Source organism: Rhodobacteraceae bacterium M382 (assembly GCA_025141015.1).
Taxonomy (GTDB): Bacteria; Pseudomonadota; Alphaproteobacteria; order Rhodobacterales; family Rhodobacteraceae; genus Aliisedimentitalea; species Aliisedimentitalea scapharcae.
Map to the genome: position 1 here is coordinate 569,209 of CP081098.1, position 18,426 is coordinate 587,634.

General features: G+C 56.7%; 19 protein-coding genes. 12 read left to right on the plus strand and 7 right to left on the minus strand.

Going from position 1 to position 18,426, the window contains the following annotated elements:
* Positions 1 to 90 precede the first annotated feature (90 nt).
* Positions 91 to 1,107, plus strand: a complete 1,017-nt coding sequence (locus tag K3727_02525; protein UWQ91702.1) for a porin — start codon at positions 91 to 93, stop codon at positions 1,105 to 1,107.
* A 103-nt stretch (positions 1,108 to 1,210) separates the two neighbouring features.
* On the plus strand, positions 1,211 to 1,861 hold the full coding sequence (locus tag K3727_02530) for a YggS family pyridoxal phosphate-dependent enzyme (GenBank protein UWQ91703.1): 651 nt from the start codon (positions 1,211 to 1,213) through the stop codon (positions 1,859 to 1,861).
* 61 nt (positions 1,862 to 1,922) lie between these two features.
* On the opposite strand, the gene K3727_02535 is transcribed toward K3727_02530, so the two are convergent.
* Positions 1,923 to 2,426, minus strand: a complete 504-nt coding sequence (locus tag K3727_02535; GenBank protein ID UWQ91704.1) for a L,D-transpeptidase family protein — start codon at positions 2,424 to 2,426, stop codon at positions 1,923 to 1,925.
* The gene (gene ribA, locus K3727_02540; protein UWQ91705.1) at positions 2,423 to 3,511 is read right to left on the minus strand and encodes a GTP cyclohydrolase II; all 1,089 of its coding nucleotides are present in this window, start codon (positions 3,509 to 3,511) and stop codon (positions 2,423 to 2,425) included. The genes K3727_02535 and ribA overlap by 4 nt, the downstream gene beginning before the upstream one ends.
* A gap of 174 nt (positions 3,512 to 3,685) precedes the next feature.
* Between ribA and K3727_02545 the strand changes: the two genes are divergently transcribed.
* From K3727_02545 to K3727_02565, 5 genes are all read left to right on the plus strand, one after another.
* Positions 3,686 to 4,372, plus strand: a complete 687-nt coding sequence (locus K3727_02545) for a response regulator transcription factor (GenBank protein UWQ91706.1) — start codon at positions 3,686 to 3,688, stop codon at positions 4,370 to 4,372.
* 218 nt (positions 4,373 to 4,590) lie between these two features.
* Positions 4,591 to 5,379 (plus strand): exodeoxyribonuclease III, encoded by a 789-nt coding sequence (locus K3727_02550; GenBank protein ID UWQ91707.1) that lies wholly within the window; start codon positions 4,591 to 4,593, stop codon positions 5,377 to 5,379.
* A gap of 141 nt (positions 5,380 to 5,520) precedes the next feature.
* A complete protein-coding gene (locus tag K3727_02555; GenBank protein ID UWQ91708.1) occupies positions 5,521 to 6,438 on the plus strand; it encodes a co-chaperone YbbN in 918 nt (305 codons plus the stop codon).
* Between the two features lie 27 nt (positions 6,439 to 6,465).
* Positions 6,466 to 7,107, plus strand: coding sequence for an LON peptidase substrate-binding domain-containing protein (locus K3727_02560; protein UWQ91709.1), 642 nt, complete (start codon positions 6,466 to 6,468; stop codon positions 7,105 to 7,107).
* Positions 7,104 to 7,289, plus strand: a complete 186-nt coding sequence (locus tag K3727_02565) for a Trm112 family protein (protein UWQ91710.1) — start codon at positions 7,104 to 7,106, stop codon at positions 7,287 to 7,289. The genes K3727_02560 and K3727_02565 overlap by 4 nt, the downstream gene beginning before the upstream one ends.
* 11 nt (positions 7,290 to 7,300) lie before the next feature.
* Here the strand turns inward: K3727_02565 and K3727_02570 are convergent, their stop codons facing one another.
* Positions 7,301 to 8,527, minus strand: a complete 1,227-nt coding sequence (locus tag K3727_02570; GenBank protein ID UWQ91711.1) for an FAD-dependent monooxygenase — start codon at positions 8,525 to 8,527, stop codon at positions 7,301 to 7,303.
* Between the two features lie 89 nt (positions 8,528 to 8,616).
* Here K3727_02570 and K3727_02575 point away from each other — a divergent pair, with 89 nt between their 5' ends.
* The 4 genes from K3727_02575 (at position 8,617) to K3727_02590 (ending at position 14,931) form a co-directional block, all read left to right on the plus strand.
* Positions 8,617 to 9,945: an amidase gene (locus tag K3727_02575; GenBank protein UWQ91712.1), complete on the plus strand. Its 1,329-nt coding sequence runs from the start codon at positions 8,617 to 8,619 to the stop codon at positions 9,943 to 9,945.
* A gap of 111 nt (positions 9,946 to 10,056) precedes the next feature.
* The gene (locus tag K3727_02580) at positions 10,057 to 11,238 is read left to right on the plus strand and encodes an aminotransferase class I/II-fold pyridoxal phosphate-dependent enzyme (protein ID UWQ91713.1); all 1,182 of its coding nucleotides are present in this window, start codon (positions 10,057 to 10,059) and stop codon (positions 11,236 to 11,238) included.
* A gap of 77 nt (positions 11,239 to 11,315) precedes the next feature.
* Positions 11,316 to 14,297, plus strand: a complete 2,982-nt coding sequence (locus tag K3727_02585; GenBank protein ID UWQ91714.1) for a DNA translocase FtsK — start codon at positions 11,316 to 11,318, stop codon at positions 14,295 to 14,297.
* Between the two features lie 43 nt (positions 14,298 to 14,340).
* Entirely contained in the window at positions 14,341 to 14,931 is a 591-nt protein-coding gene (locus K3727_02590; protein UWQ91715.1) for an outer membrane lipoprotein carrier protein LolA, read from the plus strand.
* A 43-nt stretch (positions 14,932 to 14,974) separates the two neighbouring features.
* On the opposite strand, the gene K3727_02595 is transcribed toward K3727_02590, so the two are convergent.
* Positions 14,975 to 15,565 carry a lytic transglycosylase gene (locus K3727_02595; GenBank protein UWQ91716.1) on the minus strand — a complete coding sequence of 197 codons (591 nt, stop codon included), beginning with the start codon at positions 15,563 to 15,565 and terminating at the stop codon, positions 14,975 to 14,977.
* 66 nt (positions 15,566 to 15,631) lie between these two features.
* Complete coding sequence (locus K3727_02600) at positions 15,632 to 16,513, minus strand: AEC family transporter (protein UWQ91717.1); 882 nt, start codon at positions 16,511 to 16,513, stop codon at positions 15,632 to 15,634.
* 84 nt (positions 16,514 to 16,597) lie between these two features.
* Here K3727_02600 and hspQ point away from each other — a divergent pair, with 84 nt between their 5' ends.
* The gene (hspQ, locus tag K3727_02605; protein ID UWQ91718.1) at positions 16,598 to 16,924 is read left to right on the plus strand and encodes a heat shock protein HspQ; all 327 of its coding nucleotides are present in this window, start codon (positions 16,598 to 16,600) and stop codon (positions 16,922 to 16,924) included.
* A 620-nt stretch (positions 16,925 to 17,544) separates the two neighbouring features.
* On the opposite strand, the gene K3727_02610 is transcribed toward hspQ, so the two are convergent.
* Together K3727_02610 and K3727_02615 are read right to left on the minus strand one after the other, a co-directional pair.
* A complete protein-coding gene (locus tag K3727_02610) occupies positions 17,545 to 17,976 on the minus strand; it encodes an ATP-binding protein (protein ID UWQ93246.1) in 432 nt (143 codons plus the stop codon).
* A gap of 41 nt (positions 17,977 to 18,017) precedes the next feature.
* Entirely contained in the window at positions 18,018 to 18,356 is a 339-nt protein-coding gene (locus tag K3727_02615) for an STAS domain-containing protein (GenBank protein ID UWQ91719.1), read from the minus strand.
* Positions 18,357 to 18,426 lie beyond the last annotated feature (70 nt).

Here is an 18,426-nt window from a genome sequence, read left to right on the forward strand (position 1 = left end):
CAAGAAGGGGGCGAAAGAGCGAAACCCCTTTCCATACCCACACCGGATTCCCCGGTTTGGGCGTATGAATAGAAAACCGAGGGAAACGAAATGAAAAAGATTCTCTTCGCGACTACCGCGCTGATCGCCACCGCGGGCATGGCCGCCGCAGATGTCCGCATTTCTGGTTACGGCCGTTTTGGTCTGGACTACAACGAAAACAACGACCGTGTTGGTAACATTGCTTCCGGCGCCCTGAACGGCCGTTCGGAAACCAACATCACCAGCCGTCTGCGTCTGCAGTTCGACATGTCGACCGAAACCGACAGCGGTGTGACCCTGGGTGCTCGTTTCCGTGCACAGGCTGAAAGCCGTGACAACGCTCCCGGCGGCGCAGCATTCAACGGTGCTCGCTTCTTCGCAACCTACGAAGGTTTCACCCTGCAGGTTGGCAACATCATCGGTGCGGTTGAAAACGCAACCGGTCTGTACCTGGAAACCCGCACCGCAGGTGTTGGTATCGACGGTGCCGGCTTTGAATCGATCGTTACCAACGTGAACGGCGAATCGTTCAACTGGGACGCATACAGCTCGGCTGGCGTTGGCGCCAACGGTGTTGAAGTTCTGTACGCAGCTGGCGCATTCAGCGGCCACATCTCGTACTCCGAAGACAACGGTCTGCCCACAAGCGCATCGCGTGTTGCCGCCAACATGGCATACACCTTTGGCGACTGGACCGGTGCTATCGCTGTTCAGGACTCCGACCTGGCATTCGAAGACAAAACCTTCGTCAGCATCTCGGGTGACCTGGGTCAGTTCGGCGTACGTCTGGCCTATGCAGACAACGACGGCATCGACAAGTGGGGCCTGTACGGCAACATGGACATCGGTTCTGCTTCGAACATCCTGGTTTACGTGACCGACGAAGACGCAGTTTCGGCTACTGACGTTGCTGCTGGTCGTAACGACAACCGTGACGCAATCGCCGGTTCGAACAACCGCGAAGGTACCGGTTACGGTATCCACTACTCGTACGATCTCGGGGGCGGCGCTTCCTTCGAAGCCGGTATCCGCGAATCTTCGTGGGACAACACCACCGTTCAGGCGGGTGTGTACTTCAGCTTCTAAGTTGAACAACGCATAGCGTGAATTTTGGGGCGGGCTCATATGAGCTCGCCCTTTTCTTTTGTCGAAAAACCGTGTTGTTTCGCCAAAAGACATGAGGAACTGGATGTCACTGGAAGAAATCAAATCCCGCGTTGCATCGGCTGAACAGAATTCTGGACGCCCTGTTGGTGCTGTCACGTTGATTGCTGTCTCAAAAGTCCAACCCAATGAGCGGGTTGCACAAGTTTTGGAGCAAGGGCACCGTATCTTTGGCGAAAACAAGGTGCAGGAAGCCGCTGGGAAATGGCCAGATTTTTCTGCACGCTTTCAGGGGCTGGATTTGCATTTGATTGGCCCTCTTCAGACCAACAAAGCACGCCAAGCCATGCAGTTGTTTAATGCGATCCATTCAGTTGACCGGCCCAAGCTGGCAAAAACACTGGCCCGTCTGGCACAGGAAATGGGTGCCTGTCCTGACTTGTTCATTCAAGTCAATACAGGCGAAGAGGAACAGAAGGCAGGGGTGCTGCCTAATGAGGCAGATGGGTTTGTTGCCGAATGTCGGGCATTGGACTTGCCGGTTAAGGGCTTGATGTGCATACCGCCTGTGGACGAGGAATCGTCATTGCATTTTGCGCTTTTGGCCAAGATCGCCACGCGGAATGGTCTGGATGGGTTGTCCATGGGAATGAGTGGCGACTTTGAAAAGGCAATTTCATTGGGTGCAACTCATATCCGTGTTGGATCCGCCATATTCGGTGAGCGTGGATCTTAACCGGCAAAAGTTTTTAAAACTTTTGCCAAGACTTTTACTAAAAGTCTTGGCGTCGCAGTGGTCATTGCAGCATTGGAATGAAAACCCGGGTGCCGGGCGGTATCCTGGGTGCGATCCAATGCAGATCTGATCTGGAAAATGCGATGCAGCCTTCTGTTGGGAAGCCAGGGCGACGCCATTGGTGAATGAAAATGGCCGACCCTTTTCCGGGAATTGCCTTTGGCCAGTTCCAATCTGTTGTCAGGATCAGGTCATAAAGCGGGTCAGAGCGTCGCAGGCTCTCGTGGCTCAAGGCGTGTGGACCGTGAACGTGGTGGTTGTAGTTGGGGCAGGTCACATCGTCTGACCACAAATCTCGGGGGCTGATGGGGCGCGCCCAAGCGGCTGGCTTCGCAATGCGATCCGGGCGATAGTACAGGGCCGTAATCCGGAGCACCCCCACAGGAGTGGCACCATCTCCTTCGCGTTTGTCGGCCGTCAGACCGTTTCTTCCGATCGAACATGGGAAATACCGTCCGGCATATCGAATCCCGCGAGGGCTCAATACCAAGTCGAGGGGCGTCACAGGAAATGCCCGGACTTGGCCGCTTTGGTGGCCAGATAGTGCTGGTTATAGGCGTTTTCCCCAACTTGCAGCGGAACGCGTTCGGTCACTTGAACGCCGGTTTTTTCCATCATCGCAATTTTGTTGGGGTTATTTGTCAACAATCGTACCAGACCGAATCCCATCTGACGCAATATTGAGGACCCCAACCTAAAGTCGCGTTCATCGTCTTCAAATCCCAAGCGGTGATTGGCCTGGACCGTATCAAACCCCTGATCTTGCAGGCTATAGGCGCGCATCTTGTTGGCGAGCCCGATCCCCCGGCCTTCCTGATTGAGATACAGCAGAACACCGGCACCTTCGCTTCCCATTTGCGCGAGTGCGCCGCGCAACTGGGGGCCACAGTCGCATTTGAGAGATCCCAGAACATCCCCGGTAAAACAGGCAGAATGCAACCGTGCCAAAACAGGCTTGTCCCGTGCTGGGCGCCCGATTTCGATCGCGTAATGTTCTTCATTGCCATCTTCGGGACGGAACACATGCAAACGCCCGGCCTCGGCGGCATCCATGGGCAGACGCGCTGCCGCGACGGCATGCAGAGGGCTTGTATCCTGTAGCAAAGGCTCGGTCGCTGCGTGTGGCAGAACGGTCAGGCCAAATGTCTGGGCCATCTCCGCCGGCCTTTCCACGGAAATTAGAACAGCGGCAGGCAGCAGCCGGGCCGACTTGCTGAGTGCAATAGCCAGGCGATGCAGTTTGGCTGACCCGCCACGATCAGATGTAAAGGGCCCTTTCATCGGCGTGTTCAGATCATCGGCCGGATCCGCTAGGGCCTGAAGCCAAACCAGATCAGCGGATGCAGGCACCTGTATTCTGGCAACATCTCCATCATAGGCGCGCGCCTTGAGTGTCTCGGCTCGCCGCGAGGTGAGCGCCAATGTTATTGCGCCTTGAACCTTGAAGTCGTTCCAGCGGTCAGGTCTCAGCGTTTCGACAGCCATGGCCAGCGCCGCGTCCGCGCCATCGGTCAGGATCACCGGCACTCCCATGCGTAGATCGACTCGGGCACGGGCCAGCATCTCGACAGTTGTTGGCAGGAATGTCATCAATCGGTCTTTCCATGGTTTTGCTGCATGAGAACAGCGCATTGCTAAGCCAATTCCGAAGGAATGTGAAACATTTCCCGCATTCAGGACACGTCGCCGTGAGACCCTTGCAGCAAATCTTGTCGTTTGATGAAAGTACCCTCATCTGAATGACAACGGACAGGAGGAACCCCAATGGCTCAACTCAAGAAAATACTGCTTGTCGACGATGACGAAGATCTGCGCGAGGCGCTGAGCGAGCAGTTGGTCATGACCGAGGAGTTCGACGTGTTCGAAGCCGAAAACGGTCAGGGCGCGATGGAGCGGGCCAAGGAGGCCCTGTACGATCTGATCATCCTGGATGTTGGGCTGCCCGATACCGATGGGCGGGAGTTGTGCCGCCTGATGCGCAAGCAGGGTGTGAAGTCTCCGATTCTGATGCTTACGGGGCACGACACCGATGCTGACACCATTTTGGGTCTGGATGCTGGTGCCAATGATTACGTTTCAAAACCATTCAAGTTTCCGGTTTTGTTGGCCCGTATCCGTGCGCAGTTGCGCCAGCACGAACAATCCGAAGACGCGGTATTTGCCCTGGGTCCCTATACGTTCAAACCGGCAATGAAACTGTTGATCACCGAAGATGACCGCAAGATTCGGTTGACCGAGAAAGAGACAAATATTCTCAAATTTCTCTATCGGTCGAACGATGGGGTGGTTGCCCGTGACGTTCTGCTGCACGAGGTTTGGGGGTATAATGCCGGGGTAACGACACACACGTTGGAAACCCATATTTATCGCCTGCGCCAGAAGATCGAACCAGATCCGTCGAATGCGCGCCTTTTGGTGACGGAATCAGGCGGGTATCGTCTGGTCGCGTGATGTTAATCTGTTGATACAGATCAAAGAGGTTCCTGAGTGACATCTTTAATCTGACCCTATCCCGCGCATATCCGGGTTATGATATGCACCTCCCTGTTGGACTTGGCCGGGCCTGGTGCCCGGTCTTTTTTTCCTGGGACTGCCGGAAAACGGTTCTGGTAACTGCTGCCTCCCCCCGATAACCTGCGCCAGTCATTCATCCCTGCGCGAGCGTTATCATGTCCTTTTCCCTGGCAACCTGGAATATCAATTCGGTTCGTCTGCGCGAACCTATCGTCCTGAAATTGCTGCAAGAAGAGGCACCCGATGTCTTGTGTCTGCAAGAAATCAAAAGCCCCGCAGACAAGGTTCCGACCCAAGGGTTCGCGGAACTGGGGTATACTCACATGGTCGTGCGGGGGCAGAAAGGTTATAATGGTGTGGCGATCCTGTCCAAGCTGCCGATCCGGGATGTCGGAGACAAGGACTTTGCCAGCCTGGGGCATGCACGTCATGTTGCTGCGCAATTGGAAAACGGAACAACAATCCACAATTTCTATGTTCCGGCAGGCGGTGATGTGCCGGATCGCGAAGTGAATGAAAAATTTGGTCAAAAGCTCGATTATCTCACTGAAATGCGCGATTGGTTCCGTTCGGAAAAACCGGAAAAATCCATTCTGGTGGGGGATCTGAACATTGCTCCTCGCGAGGATGACGTGTGGTCCCACAAAAAGCTGCTCAAAGTCGTGTCGCACACTCCGATCGAAGTCGAGCATCTGGCTGAAACTCAGGACGCTGGCGGTTGGGTTGACGTCACCCGTCAGGATATTCCCGAAGGTGAGTTGTACAGCTGGTGGTCCTATCGGGCCAAGGATTGGGATGCCGCCGACAAGGGGCGGCGATTGGACCACGTCTGGGCCACGAGCGACATTTCCAACGCGGGGCATTCCAGTCGTGTCTTGCGCGCGGCGCGGGGGTGGGAAAAACCCAGCGACCATGCGCCGGTTTTTGCCACCTTTGATCTCTAGACGTGTGCGCATGGCCGGTGTCCGAACTGGAAGCCTGGGTCAGGTAGGCGGGATTTCCCGGCCTCTAATTCGCAATGCCCCCTTGGTTTTCCGGTTGATAGCTTTCATATAGGGGCCAAATCCCAAGCGGAGAAAATGGCTATGATGGATATTCTGAGCGGTGCGGGCGCGGCCCCGGCCGATGACCTGATCAAGGATGTAAGTGAAGCCACCTTCATGCAGGATGTGGTCGAAGCGTCGATGAATGCGCCAGTGATCGTCGATTTCTGGGCCCCCTGGTGTGGCCCTTGCAAGACATTGGGCCCCGCACTGGAGGCTGCCGTGACCAAGGCCAAGGGCGCGGTCACCATGGCCAAGGTCAACGTCGATGAAAATCAGGGCATTGCCGGACAGATGCGGGTTCAGTCCATTCCGACGGTCTACGCATTCTATCAGGGGCAGCCGATTGATGGCTTTCAGGGCGCTGTCGCGCCCAGCGAGATTGACGCTTTTGTGGCCCGCGTCGTCGAACAGGGCGGCGGCGAAGCTGATGGTGGTCTGGGTGACGCATTGGAAGCCGCCGAGCAGATGCTGACCGAAGGGGCTGTGGCAGATGCGGCGCAGACTTTTGCTGCCATTCTGGGCGAGGATCCGAACAATGCCGCCGCCTTTGGCGGTCTGGCACGGGCTCATGTTGCGCTCGAAGATCTGGATCAGGCCGAAGCCATTTTGAACGGTGCTCCTGCAGAAATTTCCGACGCGCCTGAAATCGAAGCGGTCAGAGCCCAGATCGAATTGGCACGTCAGGCTGAAAATGCGGGTCCCGTGGCCGAATTGCGCAGCGCAGTCGATGCCAATCCTGATGATCATCAGGCCCGGTTTGATTTGGCACAGGCGCTGTTTGCCGCTGGTGAAACCGAAGAGGCTGTCACTGAATTGTTGGAATTGTTTCGTCGGGATCGTGAATGGAACGACGGCGCGGCCAAGGCGCAATTGTTCACCATTTTCGACGCGCTCAAGCCAAATGACCCGGTGGTTTTGAACGGCCGACGCAAGCTCAGCTCTTTGATATTTGCTTAAACGTTTCTCAGAGCTACAATCATCTCAATGATCAAAGCTGCTGACCTGCCGGACACGCTGGCCGTGTTCCCTCTGCCCGGGGCGCTTTTGCTGCCCCGCGCACGCCTGCCACTGCATATATTTGAACCGCGATATCTGCAAATGCTCGAAGATGCGTTCAAGACGTCGCATCGTCTGATCGGCATGATTCAACCCTGCCCGTCTCCCTCATCCGAAGACGCCTTGCATTCAATCGGGTGCGCCGGGCGGGTGACCCAGTTTTCCGAAACCGAAGACGGGCGTTACCTGATCACGCTGACAGGGATTTCACGCTTCCGCATCCAACAGGAAACCAACGGTTTTGCTCCTTATCGACGGTGCCAGGTCGGTTGGTCCGGTTTCGACCGGGATCTTGGGCGAGCCGAGCATGATGACAGGTTCCGTAGAAATGGGTTCATGAGCCTGCTGAACCGATACTTCAACGCGCGTCAGTTGGACGTGGATTGGGATACACTCAAGGATGCGGATGATGAACTGTTGATCAATTCGCTGTCCATGCTGCTGGATTTTGAACCCGAAGACAAACAGGCCCTGCTCGAGGCCCCCTGCCTCGCAACGCGGCGCGAAACCCTTGTGACATTGATTGAATTCGCCCTACGCGGCGGATCAAATGAGGAAATTCTGCAATGACAGAACAGACGATTGTGTTTGACCGCCGGATGTTGGAGGCGTTGGTGTGCCCGCAAACGCAGACCACGCTGACTTATGATGCAGATCGGCAGGAGCTGATTTCCAAGTCCGCAAACCTGGCCTTTCCGATCCGCAACGGCATTCCGATCATGTTGGTGGACGAGGCACGTACCCTGGATTGAGCTGCGCCACCTTAGATCGGTTTGCCCTGCAACAGGCGCGGCATGTCGCCGGTCAGCCCCGCGGCTTCACGCACGAATCCGCGGCGCAGTCCCGGGAGTGATCCGACAATTCCCATGCCGATATCACGGCCCAGTCTCAGCAACGGGTTATCATTGGAAAATAGCCGATTAAAGGCATCGGTTGCCGCTGCCAATGCGGCAGTGTCAAACCGGCGCCACTGTTGATACCGCCCCAGGACCAGAGACGATCCAAAGTCTTCACCCCGTCGGGTTGCTTCGGTCAGGACTTCGGCCAATGCGGCCACGTCGCGCAGGCCCGCGTTCAGCCCCTGCCCGGCGATCGGGTGCATCCCATGGGCTGCATCTCCGACCAGCGCCATCCGATCACCGATAAAGCTGTTGGCGATGGTCAAATTCAGCGGATACGTAAATCGTTTGCCCGCCAACGAGATTTCCCCCAGAAAATCCCCAAACCGAGGGCGTAGGGCGTCCAGATATCCGGCGTCATCCAACGCATGGATGGCGTGGGCAGTTTCGGTCCGTTCGCTCCACACGATCGAGCACCGATTGCCCGGTAGGGGCAGAATTGCCAGCGGCCCCGGTGGCATAAAGAACTGATGGGCCACGCCTCCATGCGGTTTCTCGTGGTCAATGGCGCAAACCAATGCGGTCTGTCCGTACTCCCATCCGGTCCGTTTGATCCCGGCGCGTTCGGCGGTGCCGCTCTTGCGTCCGTCGGACCCAATCAGAACACGTCCGCGCAGGGTGCCTCCATTGGCAAGCGTGACAGTGACACCGGTCGGATCCACGTCCTGAGCCACCACCCGAGTATCGGGCATTACAGTGATGCGTGGCTCGGCCTTCATTGCCGCCCCAAAGGCGCGGCGTAAAAAACGGTCCTCGACCATGTAGCCCATCGGGCCCTCTTCGATTTCGGCATGGTCAAAATGCATGAAAAACGGGGATGGCCCCTGACCCACGGTGCCATCCGTAACCTTGATTTCCAGCATTGGTTGGGCGTGATCCGCGACGTTCTCCCACACGCCGATTTGAGCCAACAAACGTTGTGAGGCCAGCGCCAGCGCATAGCCACGCCCGTCGAAATCCTCGGCTTGTGACGCGCCGGGGGGGAGCGCATCAATCACAGTCACAGAATGCCCGGTCTGGGCCATGGCCAGGGCCAACGCCGGGCCGTTCAGCCCACCGCCGACGATCAGGATGTCGGATGTGTTTTTCATGCCCTGCAATATGCGCGTGTCTTCGGGATTGTCCATGGGCCTTGGGGTCGCTACCGTCACGAAAACCAAACATAGGGGAGCGTTCACATATGGATCACTGGTTGAACATGACAGCAGCTGATTTGGGGCGTGGGATTGCTGCGGGCGAGATTGACCCGATTGATCTGACCCGAACCTATCTGGATGCCATCGATGCCCACCCTATGCGGGACCGGATCTATACGGTTGTTACCCATGACCGCGCCATGGCCGAGGCCCGCGCCGCGTCCGAACGCGCCAAGCTGGGCCTGCGTCTGTCGCCGCTGGACGGGGTGCCGATCAGTTGGAAAGACCTGTTCGACAGTGCCGGCGTGGCCACTGAATCTGGCTCGGACCTGTTGAAGGGGCGGGTGCCTGATCACGACGCTCTGGTGTTGCGGACGGCAACCCAGATGGGCCTGGTTTGTCTGGGTAAAACACATATGAGCGAATTGGCCTTTTCCGGGCTGGGCCTGAACCCGGTGAAACAGACACCGCCCTGTATCAATGATTCCGAAGCTGCTCCGGGAGGATCATCATCAGGGGCAGGGGCCTCGGTTGCCTTTAACCTCGCGGCCTGTGGAATCGGATCTGACACCGGTGGATCGGTACGGATCCCGTCGGCCTGGAATGATCTGGTGGGCCTAAAGACCACTGCCGGGCGGATCAGCCTCGAAGGGGTTGTGCCGCTGTGTTTGAAATTCGACACTGTCGGGCCGCTGGCCCGCTCGGTCGAAGATGCAGCGCTGATGCTGGGGGCGCTTGAGGGGCATGAGGGCCCTGATCTACGCGGGGCATCCCTGCAGGGCAAGCGGTTTGCCAGCCTTCAGACCGTGGCGCTAGACGATGTACGAGACATCCCGCAACAGGCGCATGACGCTGCGCTACAGCGGTTGCAGGACGCCGGAGCCGAGATTGTGCCGCTTGAGGTGCCAGAATTGGCAGAGGCAATGGAATTGTCGCCAATTCTGTTCACCTCCGAGGCCTATGGCCTGTGGAAGGACGCGGTCGAAGCGGCCCCTCATCTGATGTTTGATCGTATTCTGGAGCGCTTTCGCTCTGGTGCCCAGTTCACAGCGGCCGACTATGTCGCCGCCTGGGCCAGACTCGAACGTTGTCGGGGCGCCTGGGACCGGGCGGTGGCCGGGTTTGACGGTGTTCTACTTCCAACAGCACCGATCCTGCCGCCCAATGTGGAACGGTTGCTGACGGATGACGCGTATTACGTGACTGAGAACCTTTTGGCCCTGCGCAATACACGTATTGGCAACCTGATGGGTGTCTGCGGGCTGAGCCTGCCGACAGGGACGCCGAGCTGCGGATTGCAGATCCTGTGCCCGCCCGACACCGAAGAAGCGCTGTTGCGTGTGGGCGTCGCTGTCGAGAAGGCATTGGCCTGAAAGCCACATTTCGCATCCGGGGCGATCTCGCTACTGGACGCACACCGGGGGGATCTGTAATCTGGCTGCAAACGGGGCGACAAACGACCCCGACCTTGAGGCAGTAACACGATGGATTTCCCCGAGCGGTTTTCGAACCTACCGGCTTATGCATTCCCGCGTTTGCGCGCGCTTTTGGATCACCATGCCCCTGGCGGGGACGTGGTTCATATGACGATTGGCGAGCCGAAACACGATTTTCCGTCCTGGGTGACGGACGAAATCGTTGCGCATGCAGGCCTGTTCCGGTCGTATCCTCAAAACGAAGGTACAGATGCGTTGCGCGTTGCGATCTCCGGTTGGATCAATCGCCGTTATGGCGTGTCTATGGACCCCGACACCCAGATCATGGCGCTGAATGGCACCCGCGAAGGGTTGTATAATGCGGCCATGGCGCTGTGCCCGGAAACAAAAAACGGGCAACAGCCGGTCATCCTGACGCCGAATCCATTTTACCAGGTTTACATGGTGGCGGCTTTGTCCGTGGGGGCTGAACCGGTTTTTGTGTCCGCCACGGCCGCCACTGGACACTTGCCCGATTACGCCAGCCTCCCCGCCGAGGTGCTGAACCGCACGACTATCGCCTATATTTGTTCTCCGGCGAATCCACAGGGCGCAGTTGCCACGCGAGAGTACTGGGTCGAGCTGATCCAACTGGCCGAGCAATATGATTTCCGCATCTTTGCGGATGAATGCTATTCCGAGATCTATCGCGATTCCGCCCCCATTGGTGTGCTGAGCGTCGCACAGGAAATTGGCGCAGACGTCGAGCGGATCATTCTGTTCAACTCCTTGTCCAAACGTTCGAATTTGGCCGGGCTGCGATCGGGGTTCATTGCGGGTGGCCCCGAAACGATCAAACATGCCAAACAGCTACGGTCCTATTCCGGCGCGCCGCTGCCGGGGCCATTACAGGCCGCCGCCGCCCGTGTGTGGGCGGATGAAGAACACGTTGTTGAAAATCGTCGCCTCTATCAGGAAAAATACACCATCGCTGATGACGTGCTGGGTAGCGTACAGGGATATATGAGCCCAGAGGCTGGCTTTTTCCTGTGGCTGCCCGTGGATAACGGCGAAGAGGCTGCGTTGAAACTGTGGCGGGAAACCGGAGTGCGGGTGTTGCCGGGGGCCTATCTGGCCCAGGGCGACGCCGGGCAAAATCCGGGAGAAACATATGTTCGGGTCGCTTTGGTTGCCCCGAAAGAAGACACAGGCAATGCGCTGATCACCTTGCGCGACTGTTTGTACGGATAACGCATAACGAACGTGGCCCCTGGTCGGGAGTGACCCACCGGGCAAGCCACGCAACAAGATAAAAACCGAGGGTAGGCATGGCATTTCAGACACGCAGCCGAGATCCGTTGTTGGACAGCAACATGCAGGCCGCGATCGAAAGACGCGGCAAGGAACTGGTCGGGATCTGTTTGATCCTGTTGGGGCTGGCAACGGCTGCGATGGTTGGATCCTACACACCGGAAGATCCCAACTGGATCGTTTCGACCGATGCGCCAGTGCAGAACTGGATGGGGTCAATTGGTGCAGCAATTGCCGCGCCGATGTTCATGATCGTCGGCTGGGGCAGTTGGGCAATTGCATTGATCCTGATTGTCTGGGGAGCGCGGTTTGCTCTACATTGGGGCGAAGAGCGTGCGGTTGCGCGCCTGATTTTTGCACCTATCGTTGTGGTCGTTTGTTCGATCTACGCGGCCACTCTGCTACCTGGTGACAGCTGGCGTGCGACACACAGCTTTGGTCTGGGTGGGTTGTTCGGCGATACGGTCATGGGGGCATTGTTGACCCTGTTGCCGATTGGGTCGCATTTCGCGGTCAAACTGATGTCGCTGGTTATGGCGCTGGGCATGATTGCGCTGGGTACTTACGTGTTGGGATTTACCCGTCCCGAACTGAAACGAGTGGCGCGGTTCCTGATTGTTGGCGTGATCATGGCCTATGGCAGCCTGATGACCCTGGTGGGGCGTGGGGCCGTAACGGGCGTGCAAGCCGCCCAAAGTTACCGGGCCAAGCGGGCGGAGCGTGTCGTCACACGAAAACAGGCCATGACCGAGGATACTGGATTTGCAGAGCCCGATGCGATCCTGTTCGAAGAGCCTGCGCAGGTGCCTGACCTGCAAGAAGAACCGATGCCAGCAGAACGCGGCGGATTTCTCAAGCGGATGCCCGGTTTGATCCGCAGAGCCGATCCGGCCCCCGAAGTCATGCCGGAACCCGAACTGGTTGAACCTATGGCTGTGGCGGATGTCGAGATGTTGCCTGGAGACGACCGGATTCGGGCCAAGATTGCCAGCGTTGTACGATCGCGCCAACAAGAGCACCTACCTCCGGAGCCGGATCCGAACCGCCCCTTGACCAAGGGCCGCGGACGTGGCCCGGATCCATTGTTGCTGAACCCTGCACCCCGTCAGGCTGACCTGCCACCCGAACCTCCGGTCACGGTGCAACAGGCACATTTGCCGCCTGAGCCGCCGATGTTTGCGGCCGGGTCGCAACCTCAGCCACAACAGCAACCGATCGAGACGCCTGTCATAGCAGAGACCCATGCCAGCTTTGAGCCGGAGACCATGGATCAGGGAGCTTATGCAGTCGACAGTTTTGACGCAGCCCCGGTCGCTGTTGACCCTTTGCCATTGGAGCAACCCACTCCTGTTCAACCGCGTATTCCCGTCGCTACGCCGCGCAAGGCCGTTGTGGAACAGCCGACACGCAAACAGCCGGCTCCGTCGCGCCGGGCCAAGGCCGAAGCCGAGCCCAAATTGGCGTTCGAAGACAAGGATGTCGAATTTGAACTGCCACCGCTTAGCCTGTTGACCAGCCCGACCAGCATTCAGCGCCATCATCTGAGCGATGAAGCGTTGGAAGAAAATGCACGGATGCTGGAACATGTTTTGGACGATTACGGCGTCAAGGGCGAGATCGTCAGTGTCCGGCCAGGTCCAGTTGTGACCATGTACGAACTGGAACCCGCGCCGGGTCTCAAGGCGTCTCGTGTTATCGGTTTGGCCGATGACATTGCGCGATCGATGTCGGCATTGTCGGCACGTGTGTCGACGGTTCCGGGTCGCTCGGTCATTGGGATCGAATTGCCCAATGAGAACCGCGAAAAGGTTGTGCTGCGCGAAATCCTGGCATCCCGTGACTTTGGCGATAGCAACATGAGCCTACCGTTGGCGCTGGGCAAGGATATTGGCGGTGATTCCGTTGTCGCCAATCTGGCCAAGATGCCCCACCTGCTGATCGCGGGGACCACGGGGTCCGGCAAGTCGGTGGCGATCAACACCATGATCTTGTCGTTGCTGTACAAGCTGACGCCGGAACAGTGCCGTTTGATCATGATCGACCCAAAAATGTTGGAATTGTCCGTCTATGACGGCATCCCGCATCTGCTGTCTCCGGTTGTGACTGACCCCAAAAAGGCGGTTGTTGCGCTAAAGTGGACCGTCGGCGAGATGGAAGACCGGTATCGCAAGATGTCCAAGATGGGTGTGCGCAATATCGAAGGCTACAATGGGCGCGTTCGCGAGGCGTTGAGCAAGGGAGAAATGTTCAGCCGAACTGTCCAGACCGGATTTGATGACGAAACCGGCGAACCAGTGTTCGAAACTGAAGAGTTCGCACCCGAGGCGATGCCCTTTATTGTCGTGATCGTCGATGAGATGGCCGACCTGATGATGGTTGCCGGCAAGGAAATCGAAGCCTGTATCCAGCGTCTGGCACAGATGGCGCGGGCTTCAGGCATCCATCTGATCATGGCGACACAGCGTCCCTCAGTGGATGTGATTACCGGCACGATCAAGGCGAACTTTCCGACCCGGATCTCGTTCCAGGTCACGTCCAAGATCGACAGCCGTACCATTCTGGGTGAAATGGGTGCCGAACAGCTATTGGGTATGGGCGACATGCTTTATATGGCTGGTGGGGCCAAGATCACCCGCTGTCACGGCCCGTTCGTGTCGGACGAAGAGGTCGAGGAGATCGTCAATCATCTCAAAGCCTTTGGCCCACCAGAGTACATGAGCAATGTCCTCGAAGGACCGGACGAAGACAAAGCCGACAATATCGACGCTGTTCTGGGCCTGTCGACCGGTGGCAATACCGATGGCGAAGATGCTCTGTACGACACCGCTGTGCAGATCGTGATCAAGGATCGCAAATGTTCGACCTCCTACATCCAGCGGAAACTTGCCATTGGGTATAACAAAGCCGCGAGGCTGGTCGAGCAGATGGAAGACGAAGGTCTTGTTTCTCCAGCAAATCACGTCGGGAAACGGGAAATTCTGGTGCCGGAACAACAGTGATCGACATCTTCACAACAGCGCATCAGGGCTTATGTAGGCAGGTATGAAACAATTTGCACTTGCCCTGATGTTGTCCGCCGCAGCGCCTGCTGCCTGGGCGGCAGAACAATTGTCGCTGAACCAGGTTTCGGCCTATCTGAACGATTTATCCACGGCCAAAGCCAAGTTCACCCAGATCAGCGACGACGGGTCCCTGGCAACCGGGCAGCTATATCTGCATCGTCCGGGCCGTGCTCGGTTTGAATATGACCCACCCAATGGTGGCACAGTGATCGCCGGGGGCGGGGCTGTGGTGATACACGACCCCAAATCCAACCAGCCACCGGAAACATATCCGCTTAGGCGGACACCTTTGTCAGTGATCCTGGACCGCCATGTTGATCTGGGGCGCGCCAATATGGTGGTCGGGCATGGATTTGACGGCACAGTGACAGTGGTGCGGGCGCAGGACCCTAAGAACCCTGAATACGGAAGCATCGAAATGATGTTCACCGATAACCCTGTCGAGCTGCGCAAGTGGGTCATTCATGATGGGGCAGGGGGGCAGACAACTGTCCTCCTGGGGGACCTGGCCACCGGTGTCAGCCTAAGTTCGAGTTTGTTTACCCCGGGGGCGGGTACAAGAAATCGCTGAGCATGGCGAGGGTGTTCTCCCTCGCCGGTGCAGCTGTTGTGGATCAGAGCCGCAGTTTGCGACAGTTGGCCAGCTGACTTTGATACATGCGTGAGCGGGCTTCGACATTTGACGAGATCCGCAACAGCCAGCTTTTTGATTTGTAGGATCCTCGGGCGTATCCTGTGTGACCTTCGTGGTAGGCCAGATATTGGTTGCGCGCATCTGTCAACCGAATGCCGTTTCGATTGTAGCTTTCGGTGGCGTACCAGCCAATGAAATCGGCGGCATCCTTGATCCGGTCCCGTTTCGCGCTGCGGCGTCCCGTTTCATTCTTGTACTGTTTCCATGTGCCATCGATGGCTTGGGAATACCCATAGGCGCTGCTTTGCCGCCCCATCGGAATCACTCCCAACACATAGCGGAAGGGAGTGCGGGCGTCGGCACGAAAGCGGCTTTCGTGGTAGATGATCGACATTTGTACATGGACCGGAACACCCCATTTGCGCTGTGTCGACTTGAACGCCTTGCGAAATTCCGGACGCTGAGCCAGGATGCTGCACGCGTTGTCCAGGTTGCGCGGAGGCGACTTGTACCCACCGCCACAAGACGCCAATAGCAACACCGCTAACATGGCGGTAATAATTCTGCTCATCTGCCTCTGCCTTTTTTGGCAATGTTAACCTATTTGGCAGGGTGATGAAATCACATTTGCGGGGGGTTACAATAGCAGCCCCAACAATACTGGCAACGAGGCCACAGACATCAGGGTCGATACCACGACCATTCCCGCAACAGATTCGGCATCCGCGCCATATTTCTCGGCCAGAAGATAGGATGTAACGGCGACCGGTGTGGCCAGCTCCAGTACCAGAACCCCCATAGCGGTCGGTCCTAAATCAAATATCCACCCAACGCCCCAGCCAATTAGGGCGCAAACGACAACTTTCATCGCCGAGAGCCAAAACGCCTGAATGATCTTGCTCGGCGTTAGCCGCGCGACCGCGACACCCAAAGTGAGAAGCATGAGTGGAATCGCCATCTGGCCAATCAGATCCATCGTATTGGTCAGAAATTTGGGTGTCTCCCACCCTTGCCACAGGAAAACAGCTCCGGCCAGAGTCGCCCAAACCATCGGTTCCTTGACAATCTTGAGCGCAGAACCACGCCCAGCGACCAGATAGATCCCATAGGTAAATGAATAGACAGCTGACAACGCCAACATGACGATGGCATATCCCAGCCCTTCGGTCCCAAAGGCAAACAGACACAAAGGCACGCCAAGGTTGCCGGTGTTGCCAAAAATCAGTGGCGACAGAAACGTTCGCCGTTCCAGGCGCAGTATTCTGACGATCACGATGAACACCACGGTCAAGGCGCCGTATCCGGCGAGCCCGGCCAATGCGAACCGCCCCAATGCAGCGCGATCAATTTCGGTTTGCATCAAAGCGACGAAGATCAGGCAAGGAACCGCCAATGTCATCGCCAGACGGGTGACAAATTGCAATCTGTATTCAAATCCCAGCTTTACCCAAGTAAAGCCGATACCAGCCAACAGGAAAACCGGGGCGACAATTTCAAGTACTGTTAAGACAAGGTTCACAGTCTGTTTCCTCAAAAAACCGCGCAAGTGTTGGACAAAACTTATGGTTACCGGGTACTAATGAAGAATAGGGGCTGCAAGACAATGCTGAGAACGCGCGCAAAATATCATCTGGGACAAGTGGTTCGCCACAAGAAACACCCGTTCCGTGGTGTGGTTTTTGATGTGGATCCGGAATTTTCCAACACCGAAGAATGGTATCAGGCGATTCCCGAAGACAGCCGTCCAATCAAGGAACAGCCGTTCTATCATCTATTGGCCGAAAATGACCAAAGCTATTATGTGGCTTATGTTTCCGAGCAGAATCTGGTGGCAGACTATTCGGGAGAGCCTGTGGATCACCCGGATATCCCTGATATGTTTGGGCCGTTTTCGGACGGAACCTATCCGCTTCATTTTCACTTGAACTGAATGTCGCCAAGGCGAGGCCGACACGGGCATGTGGCTAGTGGTGTGCATTGCGGGTCCCTGTCCGTTCAAGCGATCTGGTGAACACCTGTTTGTGACCTTCTATGGTGTGGCTGGAAACGGCTGACGGTCTGACCCTGGGCCTGAAGTGTCGGCACACAAGCCCGTGTGCGCATCTGTCAAAGACTGCAACGCCCGTGTCCCAACAACAACCAGTGTGAATCTTGACTGCCGTGGGTCCGCTGTCCGCAGTGTTTTGGGCTGACTGTCGGAGCTTCCTCACATAACAGCCGGGTCCTGATGATATCCAGGAGACTTTGACCATCATGCGATGTCAAAATGGAAATGTTTGAATGTTGGGAGAAATCCTCGGTGCCACGAACTGGGTGGGGGCTATGAACCGCAGCACCGAGGGAAGCTTTGTGCAGCTACAAGACATATATGTCCTTGCTTTCGGGCCTCAGTTTGCTCGGATTGGGGCAGTTTTGTGTCACGTTGCACATCAGGATACATTCTAACGCAACACAGGCATTCCGCCCGGGCAAGGTATGCCAAAGGCGAACCGGTTACTTTTGCGGCAGGATTAGACGTATCTGCAGGAGGCAATTGTTGCGGGGAACCAATCAGCTCGCTTCGGCATCAAATGCAAGTGTCAGGATATTGTTGTCGCCTTTGCGGTCATAGCTGATCGACTGGGTCAACGTGCGGAGCAAGAACCACCCAAACCCACCTTCAGGAAGATCGCCAAACCCGACATTAAGATCGACAGGGTTGCCAGGTGGCAGTTCGTCCGTGCCAAAGGCGCTCCCGGAATCTGTTATTCGCATTGTTAACCCGGTCTCCTTCATTTCACATGCGATCTCGATATTGCCCCGAGGCATATCAACATACGCATGTTCAACGATGTTATTCACCGCTTCGGCCAAGGCGATCTGAACAGTGCCAGTCCAATCCTCGGTTGCACCTGTTTGCCGTAACCTGGCAACGATGAATTCCATTCCGTCTCGGGCGTCCAATTCGGTCGCCCGAAAAGAGTGTTTGAAAGTTTCCGCCATATTTACTGCACTCATAGCTCGGCTGATGTCGGATTCGGGGGTTATTCGGTGTTGGCCGCCTTGGCGTCGTCCAGAGACGGAAACAGGTTAAACACCGTGTCCATTCGAGTCAGGCGAAAAACCTTGTCGACAGTGGGGGTCAGGCCGGCCAAATCCAGGTTTCGCCCCTGGCCCATCTGCTTCATTGCGGCGACGATCGCGCCCAAACCGCTGGAATCAATAAAGTTCACCGATGACAAATCCAGGATGACCCGATCTGGCCCGCCTTCGGTTTCGGAGCGCATATCTTCCTTGAATTGGATGGCAATCGCCGCATCAATGCGATTTGCGTTGACTGTGACAATACGTGCACTGTCCGTTACGGTACTGGTAAGGCTCATTTTTCTTTCCCCGTGCGATATTAACTTCGACATGAGGGTAGACGGCAATTCTTACCATTCGGTATTCAAT